Genomic DNA, 15,649 nt, shown 5'->3' on the forward strand with positions numbered 1-15,649 from the left:
ATAATCATGCGTATGACGGTGAACATCGCGGTGGCCGGAGCCAGCGGGTACGCGGGCGGTGAGCTGCTTCGCCTGCTCCTGACCCATCCCGAGGTCGAGATCGGCGCGCTCACGGCCGCCAGCAGTGCGGGCACGAAACTCGGCGTCCACCAGCCCCACCTCGTCCCCCTCGCCGACCGCGTCCTGGCCGAGACGACGCCGGAGACCCTCGCCGGCCACGACGTCGTCTTCCTCGCGTTGCCCCACGGGCATTCCGCGGAGATCGCGGCGCAGCTCGGCCCGGACGTCCTGGTCGTCGACCTCGGCGCCGACCACCGGCTGGCCGACCCCGCCGACTGGGAGCGCTGGTACGGCGGCGACCACGCCGGCCAGTGGCCCTACGGCCTGCCCGAACTGCCCGGCGCGCGCGAAAAGCTCGTCGGCACCAAGCGCGTCGCCGTGCCCGGCTGCTTCCCGACCGGCGGGTCGCTGTCGCTGGCGCCCGCGTTCGCCGCCGGGCTGATCGAGCCGGACGTCACGGTCGTCGCCGTCACCGGCACCTCCGGCGCCGGCAAGAGCCTCAAGCCGAACCTCCTCGGCTCGGAGGTGATGGGCTCGGCCAGCGCGTACGGCGTCGGCGGGGCCCACCGCCACACCCCGGAGTTCGCGCAGAACCTTTCGGCCGTCGCGGGGGAGCGGGTCACCGTGTCCTTCACCCCGGTCCTCGCGCCGATGCCCCGCGGCATCCTCACCACGGCGAGCGCCCCGCTGAAGGGCGACGTCGACGGGGCCGCCGCCCGCGAGGCCTACGAAAAGGCCTACGACGCGGAGCCGTTCGTCCAGCTGCTGCCCGCGGGCGCCTGGCCGACCACCTCGGCGACGCTCGGCTCGAACAACGTCCAGTTGCAGGTCACGGTCGACGCCGACGCGAAGCGCCTGGTCGTCGTCGCCGCGATCGACAACCTGACCAAGGGCACCGCCGGCGGTGCCGTCCAGTCGATGAACCTGGCCCTCGGCCTCCCCGAGACCACCGGCCTTTCCACCGTAGGAGTGGCACCGTGACCGTCACCGGCCCCCAGGGCTTCCGCGCCGCCGGCGTCGCCGCCGGGATCAAGGCGTCCGGCGCGCTCGACCTCACACTGGTCGTCAACGACGGCCCGCTCGACGTCGCCGCGGGTGTCTTCACCCGCAACGTGATCAAAGCGGCGCCGGTGCTGTGGTCGCAGGAGGTGCTCAAGCAGCAGCGGCTGAAGGCGGTCGTCCTCAACTCCGGCGGGGCCAACGCGGCCACCGGGCCCGGCGGGTTCCAGGACACCCACGCCACGGCCGAGAAGGTCGCCGAAGTCCTGCAGGCGGGGGCGATCGAGGTCGCCGTCTGCTCCACCGGCCTGATCGGTGAGCGGCTGCCGATGGACGCCGTGCTGTCGGGAGTGGACACCGCTTTCAAGGCACTGGACGCGAGTGCCGAGGCGAGCCTGAACGCCGCCACCGGCGTGATGACGACCGACAGCAAACCGAAGCAGGCCTTCGCGAAGCACGACAGCGGCTGGAGCGTCGGCGGGTTCGCCAAGGGCGCGGGCATGCTCGCGCCGAACCTCGCCACCATGCTGTCGGTCCTGACCACCGACGCGGTGGTGGGCAAGGAAACCCTCGACCGCGCGCTGCGCGCGGCGACCCACGTCACCTTCGACCGGCTGGACGTCGACGGCGGCACGTCCACCAACGACACCGTCCTGGTCCTGGCCTCCGGCGCGAGCGGGGTGGAACCCACCGAGGCGGAGCTCACCGAGCTGCTCACCGCGGTGAGCCACGACCTGGTGCTCCAGCTGCGCGCGGACTCCGAGGGCGCCACGAAGGACGTCGACGTCACGGTGCGGGGCGCGGCGTCCGAAATCGACGCCATCGCGGTCGCCCGCACGATCGCCGAGGACAACCTGGTCAAGACGGCGCTGTTCGGCTCCGATCCCAACTGGGGCCGGATCGCCATGGCGCTCGGCCGGGTCCCCGCCCGCATCGACCCGGAGACCGTGTCGATCGCGATCAACGGCGTCACGCTGTTCGCGCGGGGAGTGCCCGCCGCCGACCGGTCCGAAGCGGACCTCACCGGGCGGGCCATCGAGATCGTCGTCGACCTCGGCGTCGGCGCGAGCGCGGCGACCATCTACACCACGGACCTTTCGCACGGTTACGTCGAAGAGAACAGCGCGTACTCGTCATGACCGGCTCGGAGGCTCTGATTTCCGCGGACGAGAGACTCGCGACGGCGGCCGAAAAGGCCGGGGTGCTCATCGAGGCGCTGCCGTGGCTGCAGCGGTTCCACGGCGCCACGCTGGTGGTGAAGTACGGCGGCAACGCCATGATCGACGACGAGCTGAAGGCGGCCTTCGCCGAGGACATGGTGTTCCTCCGGCTGGCCGGCCTGCGCCCGGTGGTCGTGCACGGCGGCGGCCCGCAGATCACCGCGATGCTCACCCGGCTCGGCGTCGAGGGCGAGTTCAAGGGCGGCCTGCGCGTCACCACCCCGGAGACGATGGACATCGTCCGGATGGTGCTCACCGGGCAGGTCAGCCGGGAGCTGGTCGGGTTGATCAACGCACACGGGCCGTACGCGGTCGGCATCTCCGGCGAGGACGCCCGGCTGTTCACCGCCGAGCGCAAACAGGCCACTGTGGACGGTGAGCAGGTCGACATCGGGCTCGTCGGCGAGGTGGCCGAGGTCAACCCGGACGCGGTGCTCGACATCGTCAACGCCGGGCGCATCCCGGTGGTGTCCACGGTCGCCCCGGACGTCGACGGCGTCGTGCACAACGTCAACGCCGACACCGCCGCCGGCGCGCTGGCGGCCGCGCTCGGCGCCGAAAAGCTCGTCGTGCTCACCGATGTCGAAGGCCTGTACGCGAACTGGCCCGACCGGTCGTCGCTGATCGACCGCATCCGTGTCGACCGCCTCGAGACCATGCTGCCGGACCTGGCCAGCGGCATGATCCCGAAGATGGAGGCGTGCGTGCGCGCCATCCGCGGCGGCGTGCGCCGGGCGCACGTGATCGACGGCCGCCTCGCCCACTCGGTGCTGCTGGAGGTCTTCACCTCCCGCGGCGTCGGCACCATGGTCTTCCCCGAAACGGAGCTCCCGTGACCGACCTCAAGTCCAATATGGACGGCCAGCGGCACTGGCAGTCCGCCCTGATGGACAACTACGGCACGCCCAAGCTGACGCTCGTCCGCGGCGAAGGCGCGAAGGTGTGGGACGCCGACGGCAAGGAGTACGTCGACCTGGTCGGCGGCATCGCCGTAAACGCGCTCGGCCACGCTCACCCCGCGATCGTCGAAGCCGTCACCGAGCAGATCACCCGGCTGGGTCACACCTCGAACCTGTACGTCAACCCGGTCGCCGTCGAGCTGGCCGAGGTGCTGCTCGACGTCGCCGGCCTCACCGGCAACGGCAAGGTGCTGTTCGTCAACTCCGGCGCCGAAGCCAACGAAGCCGCGCTGAAGATCAGCCGGCTGACCGGGCGCACCAAGGTGGTCGCCGCCGAAGGCGCTTTCCACGGCCGGACCATGGGCGCGCTGACGCTGACCGGCCAGCCCGGCAAGCGCGACCCGTTCAAGCCGCTGGTGCCCGGGGTGGAGCACGTGCCGTTCGGGGACGTCGAGGCGCTCAAGGCCGCCGTCGACACCGAAACCGCGGCCGTCTTCCTGGAGCCGGTGCTCGGGGAGGCCGGCGTGATCCCGGCGCCGGACGGCTACCTGCAGGCCGCCCGCGAGATCACCAAGGCCACCGGGACGCTGCTGGTGCTCGACGAGGTGCAGACCGGCCTCGGCCGGCTCGGCACCTGGTTCGGTTACCAGCAGGCCGGCATCGTGCCGGACGTGATCACCCTGGCCAAGGGCCTCGGCGGCGGGCTGCCGCTGGGTGCGGTGATCGGCGTCGGCGCGGCGGGGGACCTGCTCAAGCCCGGTCAGCACGGGACCACCTTCGGCGGCAACCCGGTGTGCTGCGCGGCCGGCCTGGCCGTGCTGAAGACCATCGCCTCGGGCAACCTGCTCGACCACGTTTCGGCGCTGGGCAAGGACATCGCGGCGGGCGTCGAGGTGCTGGGCCACCCGCTCGTCGCCGGGGTGCGCGGTGCCGGCCTGCTGCTCGGCATCGCGTTGCGTGAGCCCGTCTCGGCGGCGGTGGCGAAGGCCGTCCAGGACGCCGGCTACCTCGTCAACCCGGTCGCGCCGGACACCGTCCGGCTCGCGCCGCCGCTCGTGCTCGACCGCGACCAGGCCGAAGGCTTCCTCTCCGCGCTCCCGGCCGCGCTCGACGCCGCCATCCCCGAATCGAAGGACTCCGACTGATGCTCCGCCACTTCCTCCGCGACGACGACGTCAGCCCCGCCGAGCAGAAGGCCATCCTCGACCTCGCCGACACGCTGAAGGCCGACCCGCTCGGCACGAAGACCCTCGCCGGCAAGTCCATCACGGCGATCTTCGAGAAGAACTCGACCCGCACCCGGTTCTCGTTCGAGGTCGGCATCAGCCAGCTCGGCGGGCACCCGGTGATCGTCGACGGCCGGTCGATGCAGCTGGGCCGCGAAGAGACCATCGAGGACACTTCGCGGGTGCTGTCGCGGTACGTCGACGGGATCGTGTGGCGGACTTTCGCGCAGAAGCGCCTCGAAGCGATGGCGTCGGCCGCGTCGATCCCGGTGGTAAACGCGCTCACCGACGAGTTCCACCCGTGCCAGGTGCTCACCGACCTGATGACGATCCGGGAGCGCAAGGGGAAGCTCGAGGGGCTCACCCTCGTCTACCTCGGCGACGGGGCCAACAACATGGCGCACTCGCTGCTGCTCGGGGGCACCACGGCCGGGATGCACGTCCGCGTCGTCTCGCCGGTCGGCTTCCAGCCCGACCAGGGCGTGATGGTGGACGCGAAGAAGCGGGCGAGCGAAACCGGGGGCAGCACCACCGTGTACACCGACCCGTACGAGGCGGTCGCCGGCGCGGACGTGCTCGTCACCGACACGTGGACGTCGATGGGGCAGGAGAACGACGGGCTCGACCGGGTCGGCCCGTTCCGCGCCCTGCAGGTCAACGCGGAGCTGCTGAAGAAGGCCGCCGACGACGCGATCGTGCTGCACTGCCTGCCGGCGCACCGCGGCTGGGAGATCACCGACGAGGTGCTCGACGGCCCGGCCAGCGCGGTGTGGGACGAGGCGGAGAACCGCCTGCACGCTCAGAAGGCGCTGCTGGTCTGGCTGTTCGAGGAGAGCCGGCGATGACCAGCAGCCGGGTGGGGCGGCAGGCGAGGATCACCGAGCTGGTGTCCACCACGACCATCCGGAGCCAGACCGAGCTCGCCAAGCTGCTGGCCGCCGAAGGCATCGACGTCACCCAGGCGACGCTGTCGCGCGACCTCGACGAGCTGGGCGCGGTGAAGCTGCGTGGGCCGGATTCCGGCGCGCCGGTCTACGTCATCCCGGAGGACGGCAGCCCGGTCCGCGGGGTGCAGGGCGGCACGTCACGGCTTTCCCGGCTGCTGGCGGAGCTGATGGTCTCGGCGGACTCGTCGGGCAACCTCACCGTGCTGCGGACGCCGCCGGGTGCGGCGCAGTTCCTGGCCAGTGCCATCGACCGGGCGGCGCTGGAGGAGGTCGTCGGCTCGATCGCGGGCGACGACACGGTCGCCGTGATCGCGCGGGAACCCCTCTCGGGCAAGGACCTGGCCGAACGCTTCGCCGCCCTCGCGCAGCGTTCGGCCGTGGCGGAACCCGGAGACGAAGGAACGGCCTGACCGGGCGGATCCTGCCCGGCAGGATCGTGGCTTGACGGGTACCTTCGCCCGAATCCAACGAACAAACCGAGGAGAAGCGAGACAGTGAGCGGGAACGAGCAGCCGGTGCAGCTGTGGGGCGGCCGGTTCGCCAGCGGTCCGGCGGAGGCCATGGCCGCGCTGAGCGCGTCGACGCACTTCGACTGGCGCCTGGCGCCCTACGACATCGCCGGGTCGCGCGCGCACGCTCGCGTGCTGCGCAAGGCGGGCCTGCTCACCGACGACGAGCTGACCGGCATGCTGGCCGCGCTGGACACGCTCGCCCAGGACGTCGCCTCGGGGCAGTTCACCCCGACGATCGCCGACGAGGACGTGCACACGGCCCTCGAACGCGGCCTGCTCGAGCGGGCGGGCACCGAGCTCGGCGGCAAGCTGCGGGCCGGCCGGTCGCGCAACGACCAGGTGGCCACGCTGTTCCGGATGTGGCTGCGGGACGCCGCCCGCCGCGTCGTCGCCGGCACCCTGGAAGTCGTCGACGCGCTGGTGTCGCAGGCGAAGCGGCACCCGGACGCCATCCTGCCCGGCCGCACGCACCTGCAGCACGCCCAGCCGGTGCTGCTCGCGCACCACCTCATGGCCCACGGCCAGGCGCTGCTGCGCGACGTCTCGCGGCTGCAGGATTGGGACGCTCGCACGGCTGAGTCGCCGTACGGCTCGGGCGCGCTCGCCGGTTCGTCGCTGGGACTCGACCCCGAGGCCGTCGCCGAGGAGCTGGGCTTCGCGACGAGCGTCGAGAACTCCATCGACGGCACCGCTTCGCGCGATTTCGTCGCCGAATTCGCCTTCGCCGTCGCGATGCTGGCGGTGAACCTGTCCCGGATCGCCGAAGAGGTGATCATCTGGAACACCGCCGAGTTCGGCTACGTGACGCTCGACGACGCGTGGGCCACCGGCAGTTCGATCATGCCGCAGAAGAAGAACCCGGACGTCGCGGAGCTGACCCGCGGCAAGGCGGGCCGGCTGATCGGCAACCTCACCGGCCTGCTGGCCACCCTGAAGGCGCAGCCGCTGGCCTACAACCGCGACCTCCAGGAGGACAAGGAGCCGGTGTTCGACTCGGTCGAGCAGCTCGAGCTCCTGTTCCCGGCGATCGCCGGCATGCTCGCGACGCTGACCTTCCACACCGACCGGCTCGCCGAGCTGGCCCCGGCCGGGTTCACCCTGGCCACCGACATCGCGGAATGGCTGGTGCGCCAGGGCGTCCCCTTCCGCGTCGCGCACGAAGCGGCGGGGGAAAGCGTCCGCGTCGCCGAGTCACGCGGCGTCGGCCTGGACGAGCTGACCGACGAGGAGTTCGAAAAGATCAACCCGGCGCTCACCCCCGCCGTGCGGGCCGTCCTCACCGTCGAGGGCTCGGTGAAGTCGCGCGACGCGCGGGGCGGCACGGCGCCGGTCCGCGTCGCCGAGCAGCGCGCACGGCTCGAGGAGCGGGTCACCGCGGCCCGCCAGTGGCTGAACTGACGTCGGGAGACGGCTCTTTCGGGTCCCGCGGCTATCCCAGGCTTTCGTAGGGGTCGGCCGGGGCCGGGACGGGCTTGGCCTGGATGACGTCGAAGAACGGGATGACGCCGTTGTTGACCGGGTCTTTGGTCTGCCGGGCGGTGTAGGTGCCGGTGACTTCGAGCCAGGTGTCGGGTTGCAGCACGGGAGGAATCTGCCCGCTCAGGCCGATCTTGACGGGCTGGGCGTCGGCGGCGCAGCAGTTGAGGAGCATGCGGATGAGGTAGACCGAGCCGTTCCGGTCGAAGGCGACGAAGCCGGTCAGGGCGATGGTCCGGTGGCCGAGGGTGTGTCCGTGGTCGGTGACGGCGCGATCGGCGTAGCCGGACACCGTGAGCCGGAGCGGGTCGCCCGCGGGGAGAGCGGTGAGCCCGAAGTGCGGGGGCAGGGTCGTGCCGGCGCGCATGCCGCTGTAGGAGTCCAGGGCTGGTGGGCTGACGAGGACGAGCGCGAGCAGGGGCAGGACGAGGAGCCAGGAGATGCGCGGTTCGTGGTGCTCGCGTCCGGGCTGGGCTCGTCGTTCGTACCAGACGGTGGCGATGGCGGCGATGATCAGGACGACGCCGGCGACGAGCAGCAGGGGACGCAACCCGGCTTTGACGTAGCGCAAGTAGAGATCGGTCGTTCCGGCGTGCAGGACCGCGCCGCCCACCAGGAACATCAGGGCTGCTTGGGCGTGGCGGTTCACAGCAGGACCGTCCCGGTCAGTACCGCGGCGAGGATGGCCAGGACGAAGGTGACGGGGGCGAACCGCAGTGCGAACCCGCGGCCGAAGGTGGCCGCCTGCATGCCGAACAGTTTCAGGTCGATCATCGGTCCGACGACGAGGAACGCGAGCCGGGCGGTCAGCGAGAACTGGGACAGCGACGCGGCCACGAACGCGTCGGCCTCGGAACAGATCGACAGCAGCACCGCGAGAACGGCCAGGGTCAGGACCGACACCACGGGGTTGTCGGCCGCCGTGTACAGCCAGGCCGGGGGGACCACGGCTTTGAGGGTGGCGGCGGCCATCGCGCCGACGACGAGGAAGCCGCCGGCGTGCATGACGTCGTGCCGGACCGCTCCCCAGAACGCCGCGCCTTTGCCGTGGCCGTCGGTCGATCGGTGCGCGGGCGGTCGCAGCCATTCGGGACGGCCCAGCCGCTGCCAGAGCCAGCCCATCGCGCAGGCCACGAGCAGGCTGGCCGCGAACCGGGCGAGGACCATCCGGGGGTTGTGGGGGAACGCGACCGCGGTCGCGGTCAGCACGAGGGGGTTGATGGCCGGGGCGGACAGCAGGAACGCCAGCGCCGCGGCCGGGGTGACGCCGCGTCGTACCAGCGCCCCGGCGACCGGCACGGACGCGCATTCGCAGCCGGGGAGGACGACACCGGCCAGCCCGGCGGCCGGCACCGCGAGGGCGGGGCTGCGGGGGAGGGCGCGGGCGAAGAACGACGGCGGAACGAACACCGCGAGCAGCGCCGACAGCAGGACGCCCAGGACCAGGAAGGGCAGAGCCTGCACGACGACCGCGACGAACACGGTCATCCAGTTCTGCGTCGCCGGTGCGGCCAGCGTTCGGCGGATCGGTCCCTGGAGCGCGAACACCGGGAGCAGGACCAGCATCAGGATGACGAGCGGGTCCGGGCGCCCACTCCGCGGGCGGTCCGTTTTGTCAGGTTGTGTCGAACCTGGGGCTGTGCGGCTGGCGGTCACGGCATCTCCAAGGGCAGAGGCTGCGCGGATCGGCTCTTCCACCCCTCGCACAGGTTCAGGAAAAGCTCTCACAGCCGCACCGGTAACCACGTACCGCACTGCCGCCCGGTTCATCGGTGGCTACGGCAGCACGCACACCGACACCCTGTCGCAGCCGGTCACCATCCCCGCCGGCTGCCACGCGACGCTGTCCTACTACCTGCCCATCGACTCCGCCGAGACGACGACGTCCACCCAGTACGACAAGCCGGCCGTCAAGGCAGGTTCGACTAGGCGGCGAGATCGGCTTCGGCGTTGGGGTCGGCGTAAGCGTCCACAATGGCCACTGTCGCGGACGCGCTCGAGCGCCGCGAGACCGGCGAGGATTCTTCGGTGCCACACAACCGGCCATTTCATGATGGTCGCCCGTAAACCGGATGAATCCGAATTCCGTGCGGACATCCTTTTCGTCGGGACCGGCGCAGACGGCCGACCGGGAGTCTGTGGGGGATTCACCGTCACGAGCCGGCTGTGGCGAGGATCGCCACAGCCGGTGCGGGGTTCCGCAACGGCGTCACTTGGACCATGATGTCGCGGGTCTGTGGTGGGGGCCTTGGCGAAGGTGGTGAATACGCTGGTGTCGATCCGCCACGGCGGCGACGGGCGGGCTGTCCCGGGGAATCCCGCGGAGCCGATGGCGATGAGCCCGTCGGTCGCGCTGGAAGCCGCGCGGGATGGTGACGACGACGCGTTTCGCGTGCTCTACCGGGCTGTCCAACCGGGACTGCTGCGGTACCTGTGCGTCCTGGTCCGTGACGACGCCGAGGACGTCGCGTCGGAGGCCTGGTTGCAGGTGGCGCGCGACCTGGGAAAGTTCCGCGGCGACCTGGACGGTTTTCGCGGCTGGGTGGCGACCATCGCCCGGCACCGGGCCATCGACCACCTGCGGAGCCGGCGCAGACGCCCGGTTGCCGTGGAAGGCGTCGAGGAGCTCGCCGACGTGCCCGGACGCGAGGACACCGCCGGGTCGGCGGTCGACGCGATCGGGACCGACGCGGCGCTCGCCCTGATCGCGAAACTCCCTCGTGATCAGGCCGAAGCGGTTCTGCTACGGGCCGTCATGGGCCTCGACGCACCCGCCGCGGCCAAGGTGCTGGGCAAGCGCCCCGGTGCCGTGCGCACCGCGGCCTACCGGGGCCTGCGCACCCTGGCCGAGCACCTGCCACCTCCTGAAGCGCGGCAAAGCCGCAGGTCAGAAGCTGGTGTGACAGAAACGAAGGCGTCGACGCTGAAGGAGGTGAGATGAGCACACACCGTTCTCGACGACTCGACCGGCAGACCGCCGAGGAACTCCTCGACGGCGCACCGGGCGGGCGCGACCACGCGCTGAACGCTTTGCTCGCCGCCGCGGCCGGGGCAGCGAGTGAAGCGGAACTGCGTGGGGAACACGCCGCGGTCGCGGCGTTCCGGGCCGCTCGTCTCGAGCCTGCTCCTCGACCCCGGAGACGTTTGATGATCAAGACGATGCTGGCGAAACTGCTCACGGCCAAGCTCGCGGTGGCGGCCGCCGCGGCCGCTGCCGTGGCCGCCGGGGGTGTCGCCACGGTCGCGGCGACCGGCAACCTGCCCGGCTCGCCGGACGAGCACGCCACGAGCACGCCGGCGACGACCGCTTCGGCCAAGTCGGGCGATCCGGCCACGGCGGCGACCGGCACGTCACACGGCAAAGCGAAGGACTCCGGCGCGGCGCCCAGCGGGTCTCCGTCCCCCTCGCTGGTCGGCCTGTGCCACGCGTACACCGCCGGTGCCGGATCGGACCACGGAAAAGCCTTGGAGAGCCCGGCGTTCACCGTGCTGATCACCACCGCGGGCGGCAAGGACAAGGTCGACGCCTACTGCGTGAAGGTCCTCGCCGACGCCGACCACGCGACGAAGACCGCCGTGCCCGGTCCGCCGCCGGCCGCGAACGACCACGCCACGCAGCCCCGTCCGACCGCGGGCCAGGGCGACACCCACCGGACCGAGCCCACCGTCACCAAACCCAGCCACCCCTAGCGTGCCGGTTCCTGACCCGGGTTCGCGGGCAGGAATCCGGCGGGTGCGGTCGCCTGTCGGGGCACGCCGCACCGTCGTGAGCCGAGAGTGCCGCGGAGACCCGCGTCTGCGGGAGCCGCACTCTCGGGTCACGACCTCGGCGGTGACTTTCCCTTCCTCCCCCCAGAGGGAAGTCACCGTCCGGGCAGCGGATGGCGGTCACCCGCCCTCCCCCCAACGGGGGACCGCCATCCGCGTCCCGGCCGCTTCCCCGGCTTTCGGCGGCTGGTCAGGCGTTCCGCGCCCGGCCGGTCTTGCGCAGCTTCGCCCGGACAGCGCGGGTGGCCACCGGGCCGAGGCCGTCCAGGACGTCGACCAGCACGGCCAGCCGCTCGAGCGCGATGACCGCCTGCTCGGCGCCGTCGGGGTCGACGGTCTCGAACAGCGACAGCCCGAGGAACCCCGACGACACGGCGTGGGCCAGCCCGGCGGGGTCCGCCAGCTCGGCCAGCGGTGACCCGTCGAGCACGCGCTCGAGGGCCGCCCGGACCTCGGTGATCCACTTGTCCAGGCCCTCGCGGGTCGCCTCGGCGAGCCGTTCGCTGCCGTGTGCCGCGGCCAGCGTCTGGGCCAGCACGGCGAGGTTGCCCTCCGCGCGTTCCGCGACCCGGATTTCGCGGCCGAGCTCCAGGAGCTCGGCGACCGTGGCCACCGCGGCGAAGCGCTCGCGGTAGAGCGAGACGCGGGCCTCCGTCGCGAGGACGCACGCTTGCGCGACCAGCTCCTCGACGCTGCCGAAGTGGTAGAAGATCAGCGCCTGGTTCGCGCCGGCCGCGGTGGCGACCGACCGGGCCGAGACCGCCGTGATGCCCTGCTGCCGGACGATCTCCAGCACGCCGTCCACGAGCCGCTGCTTCGTGTCCTGCGAACTGGAGTTCCGGCTGGTGCCCATCAGTCCATGACCTTCTCACGGAACGGCTTGACCGCACCGCTCACCCCGTCGCCGACGTCGACGAACCGCGCGCTGAAGCTGCCTTCGTAGCCGAAGACCGGCCCGAAGCGCGGGTTGACCACCACGACCTCGATCCGGAACTGCTCGCCGTCCTCATCGAACCACTCGTCGACCTGGGCGGTCCCGGTGAGTACCCTCGGCAGCCCCGCCCGTACCGGGCCTTCCTGGAGCCGGAACTCCCCGGAGCGGATCCGGAACCCGCCGTCCGGCCGGACCGAGACGGCGAGGTCCACCGCCAGGTGCTGGTGCGTCCCCAGGTAGTCGACGAGCCCGCGTCCGGCGCTGTGCACCATCTGCGCGTCGAAGCGCCTTCGCCGTCTCGGGAACTCGAAGGTCCGCACGAAGGAGACGGTCTCGCGGCCGTGCCGGTCGACGTACGGGTAGTTCTCGATGGTGAACGGCACGTTCCGGCCGCAGTCGGGGAACAGGATGTGCCGCGTCGACCCGAGCCACAGGAAGGGCAGGGTGAACGCCGGGCCACGCCAGATGCGGTCCATCACGCCGTGGCCGATCATGCCGCGCCCGCCGGACAGGGCGAGCCGTTCCCGCACCCGCGGGTGCAGGGTGGCGAAGTCCGCGCCGAGCGCGCGTTCGAAGACGCCGGTCACGCCGGAACTCCGGCCGCGCGGGCCGGGACCCGGTCGCGCGGGCGCGTCCGGACGCACCGGGCGGCCGACGGCGCGGTCAGCGGCTGGTCCTCCGGCGGGGTGCCGGTTTCCAGCCAGAGCCGGAGGCGGTCGAACGACCAGGCCGTCATCCACCCGAACGCCGGCCGGAACGCCCGGTCCGCCACCTGGCCGAAGCGCCCCCAGCGCGTGCCGTAGTCGAACCCGGTGACGAAGCGGACGCCGTCGCCGACCGGCGTGTAGCGCCAGAACCCGGCGCCCGCGCTGATCAGCGAAAGCGGGTCGGCGGAGGCGAACCGCAGCACCGAGGTGCGCGAGCCGTCCGGCCAGGTGCGCGAAGCCGCGCTGAACCCGACACCGGCCACCGTGACACCGAGGAACCGGGAGGCGTAGCGGAAGTGGCCGTCCCGCCCGCCGATCGGGCTGATCTCGGTGAAGCGGAGGTCCCAGCGCCGGTGCAGGGCCGGGTCCTGCGTGTGCTGCCACAGCGTGTCCAGATCCGTGCGGATCACGGTCTCGACGTAGACGGGCTTCGGCCGCATCTCGGCTCCCCTCAGAGTTTGAGCGACTGCTCAAACGACTGTAGAGAAGTTTGAGCGATCGCTCAAGGGGTGGTGACGGATCCGTGCGCCACCGGTCGTTAGGCTGCTCGTCGCAGGAAAGAGGGAGGAGTCCGCTTGAGCGGCGACGCAGGCCGGTTGTTCACCCGCGCCGAACTGGCGCTGGACCCGGTCGACCTGGCCCGGCTGCTGCTCGGCTCGGTCCTGGAGGCCACCGGCCCCGACGGCACCGTCGGCGTCCGGCTGACCGAGGTGGAGGCCTACCGCGGCGAGGACGATCCCGCGTCGCACTGCTACCGCGGCCGGACTCCGCGCAACGCGGTCATGTGGGGCCCCGCGGGTCACCTCTACGTGTACTTCGTCTACGGGATGCACTTCTGCGCGAACATCGTCGGCTCCCACGACGGCGTGGCCGGCGCGGTCCTGCTGCGGGCGGGCGAGGTCGTCACGGGCCTCGACGTCGTCCGCGGGCGGCGCCCGGCCGCGCGGGGGACCGGCGAGCTGGCGAAGGGCCCGGCCATCCTCACCTCGGTGCTCCGCATCGACCGTGAGCAGAACGGCGTCGACCTGACCGACCCAGCGTCGCCGGTCCGGCTGCACGTGGGCGAGCGCGTGCCGCCCGAGCGGATCCGCACCGGTCCCCGCGTCGGCGTCGCACTCGCGATGGAAACGCCGTGGCGGTTCTGGGTCGACGGCTCACCGGCGGTGTCCACCTACCGCCGCGGCGGGAAGCGGCGGGTCCGACCCGCCAGTTAGTCGGTTGACCAGGTGCGGGAGGATCTACAGGCGTGAGCGAACACATCCTCGACGAGCTGTCCTGGCGCGGCCTGATCGCGCAGTCCACCGACATCGACGCCCTCCGGCGCGAGCTCGACCAGGGTCCCGTGACGCTCTATTGCGGCTTCGACCCGACCGCGCCGAGCCTGCACGCCGGCAACCTCGTCCCGCTGCTCATGCTCAAGCGCTTCCAGCGGGCCGGGCACCGGCCGATCGTGCTGGCCGGCGGCGCGACCGGGATGATCGGCGACCCGCGTGACACCGGCGAGCGGACGCTGAACACCCTCGACGTCGTCGCCGAGTGGGCGGGGCGCATCCGCGGCCAGCTCGAACGGTTCGTGGACTTCGACGACTCGCCGACCGGGGCGATCGTCGAGAACAACCTCAACTGGACCGGGCAGCAGAGCGCTCTCGAGTTCCTCCGCGACGTGGGCAAGTACTTCTCGATCAACGTCATGCTCAACCGGGAGACGGTGAAGCGCCGGCTCGAGGGCGACGGCATGTCCTACACCGAGTTCAGCTACCTGCTGCTGCAGTCGCAGGACTACCAGCAGCTCCACCGCCAGTACGGCTGCAAACTGCAGGTCGGCGGGTCCGACCAGTGGGGCAACCTCCTCGGCGGCGTCGACCTGATCCGCCGGACCGAGGGCGCGGGCGTGCACGCGCTGACCGCGCCGCTGGTCACCGACGCCGAGGGGCGCAAGTTCGGCAAGTCCACCGGCGGCGGGAACCTCTGGCTCGACCCGGAGATGACCTCGCCGTACGCCTGGTACCAGTACTTCGTCAACGTGGGTGACGCTGACGTCATCCGCTACCTGCGGATGTTCACCTTCCTCGGCCAGGAGGAGATCGCGGCGCTGGCGGAGGACACCGAGCAGCGTCCCCACCTGCGTGCGGCGCAGAAGCGGCTGGCCGAGGAGTTCACCACGCTCGTGCACGGGGAGGAGCAGACCCGGCAGGTGATCAACGCCAGCCAGGCCCTGTTCGGCCGGGGCGAGCTGACCGATCTCGACGAGCGCACGCTCGACGCGGCCATGGCCGAGGTTCCGAGCGGCAAGGTCGACCCGTCCGCCGAGCCGACCATCGTCGACCTGCTGCTGGCCGGGGGACTGGTGGACAGCAAGGGCGCCGCGCGCCGCACGGTGAAGGAGGGCGGGGCCTACGTGAACAACGTGAAGATCGCCGACGAGGAGTGGAAGCCGGTTCCGGGCGACGCGCTGCACGGCAAGTGGCTGGTGGTCCGCAGGGGCCGCCGGAACGTCGCCGGCGTCGCGCTCGGCAGCTGACCGGCGCCGAGGCCCGAAACAGGGCCTTGACCTGCGGGAACGCGGTTAAGGGACCCCCCTGTTTCGGGCCCTCTCCAGGGGTGTAAAGTTCTCCAAGTCGCCAGGGAAACCGGGTGGCCGCAGGGACACGAACCAAGCTCTCGCAGAAGCGATTGAGTGGGTGTCCCACCAAAAACTGCTAGGAACGATTCGCTTGAGTCGGGCTGCTTGACGGTGGCGTGACTTGGGTGTGTTGCTTGAGAACTCAACAGTGTGCTAGTGAACTAAGCCAGTAGAGCTTATGTATTTGAACCTCGTTTGAGGTTCCTTTGAGAGCATTAATTTGCCTCGATTAAACTGTTCATTGATGGAGAGTTTGATCCTGGCTCAGGACGAACGCT

At 71.3% G+C, this 15,649-nt stretch carries 16 protein-coding genes; 11 read left to right on the forward strand and 5 right to left on the reverse strand.

Features of this window, described 5'->3' with window-relative positions:
* Positions 1-12: 12 nt before the first annotated feature.
* The 7 genes from argC to argH all read left to right on the forward strand — a co-directional run bounded on the left by argC (position 13) and on the right by argH (position 7,261).
* Positions 13-1,041, forward strand: a complete 1,029-nt coding sequence (gene argC / locus AB0M82_RS11125) for an N-acetyl-gamma-glutamyl-phosphate reductase (protein ID WP_364719901.1) — start codon at positions 13-15, stop codon at positions 1,039-1,041.
* Complete coding sequence (gene argJ / locus AB0M82_RS11130; protein WP_364719904.1) at positions 1,038-2,198, forward strand: bifunctional glutamate N-acetyltransferase/amino-acid acetyltransferase ArgJ; 1,161 nt, start codon at positions 1,038-1,040, stop codon at positions 2,196-2,198. Before argC ends, argJ begins: the two co-directional genes overlap by 4 nt.
* On the forward strand, positions 2,195-3,115 hold the full coding sequence (gene argB / locus AB0M82_RS11135) for an acetylglutamate kinase (RefSeq protein WP_364719907.1): 921 nt from the start codon (positions 2,195-2,197) through the stop codon (positions 3,113-3,115). The genes argJ and argB overlap by 4 nt, the downstream gene beginning before the upstream one ends.
* Positions 3,112-4,323: an acetylornithine transaminase gene (locus tag AB0M82_RS11140; RefSeq protein WP_364719910.1), complete on the forward strand. Its 1,212-nt coding sequence runs from the start codon at positions 3,112-3,114 to the stop codon at positions 4,321-4,323. The genes argB and AB0M82_RS11140 overlap by 4 nt, the downstream gene beginning before the upstream one ends.
* The gene (argF, locus tag AB0M82_RS11145; RefSeq protein WP_364719912.1) at positions 4,323-5,249 is read left to right on the forward strand and encodes an ornithine carbamoyltransferase; all 927 of its coding nucleotides are present in this window, start codon (positions 4,323-4,325) and stop codon (positions 5,247-5,249) included. The genes AB0M82_RS11140 and argF overlap by 1 nt, the downstream gene beginning before the upstream one ends.
* Entirely contained in the window at positions 5,246-5,761 is a 516-nt protein-coding gene (locus AB0M82_RS11150) for an arginine repressor (protein WP_364719915.1), read from the forward strand. The genes argF and AB0M82_RS11150 overlap by 4 nt, the downstream gene beginning before the upstream one ends.
* A gap of 84 nt (positions 5,762-5,845) precedes the next feature.
* Positions 5,846-7,261 (forward strand): argininosuccinate lyase, encoded by a 1,416-nt coding sequence (gene argH, locus AB0M82_RS11155; protein ID WP_364719918.1) that lies wholly within the window; start codon positions 5,846-5,848, stop codon positions 7,259-7,261.
* 31 nt (positions 7,262-7,292) lie between these two features.
* Here the strand turns inward: argH and AB0M82_RS11160 are convergent, their stop codons facing one another.
* Together AB0M82_RS11160 and AB0M82_RS11165 are read right to left on the reverse strand one after the other, a co-directional pair.
* Positions 7,293-7,961 carry a TIGR03943 family protein gene (locus AB0M82_RS11160; protein ID WP_364719920.1) on the reverse strand — a complete coding sequence of 223 codons (669 nt, stop codon included), beginning with the start codon at positions 7,959-7,961 and terminating at the stop codon, positions 7,293-7,295.
* 23 nt (positions 7,962-7,984) lie between these two features.
* Positions 7,985-8,905 (reverse strand): permease, encoded by a 921-nt coding sequence (locus AB0M82_RS11165; protein WP_364719922.1) that lies wholly within the window; start codon positions 8,903-8,905, stop codon positions 7,985-7,987.
* Positions 8,906-9,596: 691 nt separating this feature from the next.
* Here AB0M82_RS11165 and AB0M82_RS11170 point away from each other — a divergent pair.
* Together AB0M82_RS11170 and AB0M82_RS11175 are read left to right on the forward strand one after the other, a co-directional pair.
* On the forward strand, positions 9,597-10,280 hold the full coding sequence (locus AB0M82_RS11170; RefSeq protein WP_364719968.1) for an RNA polymerase sigma factor: 684 nt from the start codon (positions 9,597-9,599) through the stop codon (positions 10,278-10,280).
* Positions 10,277-11,029: a hypothetical protein gene (locus tag AB0M82_RS11175; RefSeq protein WP_364719925.1), complete on the forward strand. Its 753-nt coding sequence runs from the start codon at positions 10,277-10,279 to the stop codon at positions 11,027-11,029. Before AB0M82_RS11170 ends, AB0M82_RS11175 begins: the two co-directional genes overlap by 4 nt.
* 268 nt (positions 11,030-11,297) lie before the next feature.
* Here the strand turns inward: AB0M82_RS11175 and AB0M82_RS11180 are convergent, their stop codons facing one another.
* From AB0M82_RS11180 to AB0M82_RS11190, 3 genes are read right to left on the reverse strand one after another with little or no spacing between them, the layout of a single operon-like run.
* Positions 11,298-11,960: a TetR family transcriptional regulator gene (locus tag AB0M82_RS11180; RefSeq protein ID WP_364719927.1), complete on the reverse strand. Its 663-nt coding sequence runs from the start codon at positions 11,958-11,960 to the stop codon at positions 11,298-11,300.
* Positions 11,960-12,628, reverse strand: a complete 669-nt coding sequence (locus AB0M82_RS11185) for a DUF4166 domain-containing protein (protein WP_364719930.1) — start codon at positions 12,626-12,628, stop codon at positions 11,960-11,962. Before AB0M82_RS11185 ends, AB0M82_RS11180 begins: the two co-directional genes overlap by 1 nt.
* Positions 12,625-13,188, reverse strand: coding sequence for a hypothetical protein (locus AB0M82_RS11190; RefSeq protein ID WP_364719933.1), 564 nt, complete (start codon positions 13,186-13,188; stop codon positions 12,625-12,627). Before AB0M82_RS11190 ends, AB0M82_RS11185 begins: the two co-directional genes overlap by 4 nt.
* A gap of 135 nt (positions 13,189-13,323) precedes the next feature.
* Here AB0M82_RS11190 and AB0M82_RS11195 point away from each other — a divergent pair, with 135 nt between their 5' ends.
* Together AB0M82_RS11195 and tyrS are read left to right on the forward strand one after the other, a co-directional pair.
* A complete protein-coding gene (locus tag AB0M82_RS11195; RefSeq protein ID WP_364719936.1) occupies positions 13,324-13,962 on the forward strand; it encodes a DNA-3-methyladenine glycosylase in 639 nt (212 codons plus the stop codon).
* A gap of 32 nt (positions 13,963-13,994) precedes the next feature.
* Positions 13,995-15,269, forward strand: a complete 1,275-nt coding sequence (gene tyrS, locus AB0M82_RS11200) for a tyrosine--tRNA ligase (protein ID WP_364719939.1) — start codon at positions 13,995-13,997, stop codon at positions 15,267-15,269.
* Positions 15,270-15,649 lie beyond the last annotated feature (380 nt).

The organism is Amycolatopsis sp. NPDC051128, from assembly GCF_040682715.1.
GTDB lineage: Bacteria > Actinomycetota > Actinomycetes > Mycobacteriales > Pseudonocardiaceae > Amycolatopsis.

Coding starts and splice junctions, on each gene's coding strand:
- argC (WP_364719901.1), top strand. CDS start 13: ATGACGGTGAACATCGCGGTGGCCGGAGCCAGCGGGTACGCGGGCGGT.
- argB (WP_364719907.1), top strand. CDS start 2,195: ATGACCGGCTCGGAGGCTCTGATTTCCGCGGACGAGAGACTCGCGACG.
- argF (WP_364719912.1), top strand. CDS start 4,323: ATGCTCCGCCACTTCCTCCGCGACGACGACGTCAGCCCCGCCGAGCAG.
- AB0M82_RS11150 (WP_364719915.1), top strand. CDS start 5,246: ATGACCAGCAGCCGGGTGGGGCGGCAGGCGAGGATCACCGAGCTGGTG.
- AB0M82_RS11160 (WP_364719920.1), bottom strand. CDS start 7,961: ATGTTCCTGGTGGGCGGCGCGGTCCTGCACGCCGGAACGACCGATCTC.
- AB0M82_RS11165 (WP_364719922.1), bottom strand. CDS start 8,905: ATGCTGGTCCTGCTCCCGGTGTTCGCGCTCCAGGGACCGATCCGCCGA.
- AB0M82_RS11175 (WP_364719925.1), top strand. CDS start 10,277: ATGAGCACACACCGTTCTCGACGACTCGACCGGCAGACCGCCGAGGAA.
- AB0M82_RS11180 (WP_364719927.1), bottom strand. CDS start 11,960: ATGGGCACCAGCCGGAACTCCAGTTCGCAGGACACGAAGCAGCGGCTC.
- AB0M82_RS11190 (WP_364719933.1), bottom strand. CDS start 13,188: ATGCGGCCGAAGCCCGTCTACGTCGAGACCGTGATCCGCACGGATCTG.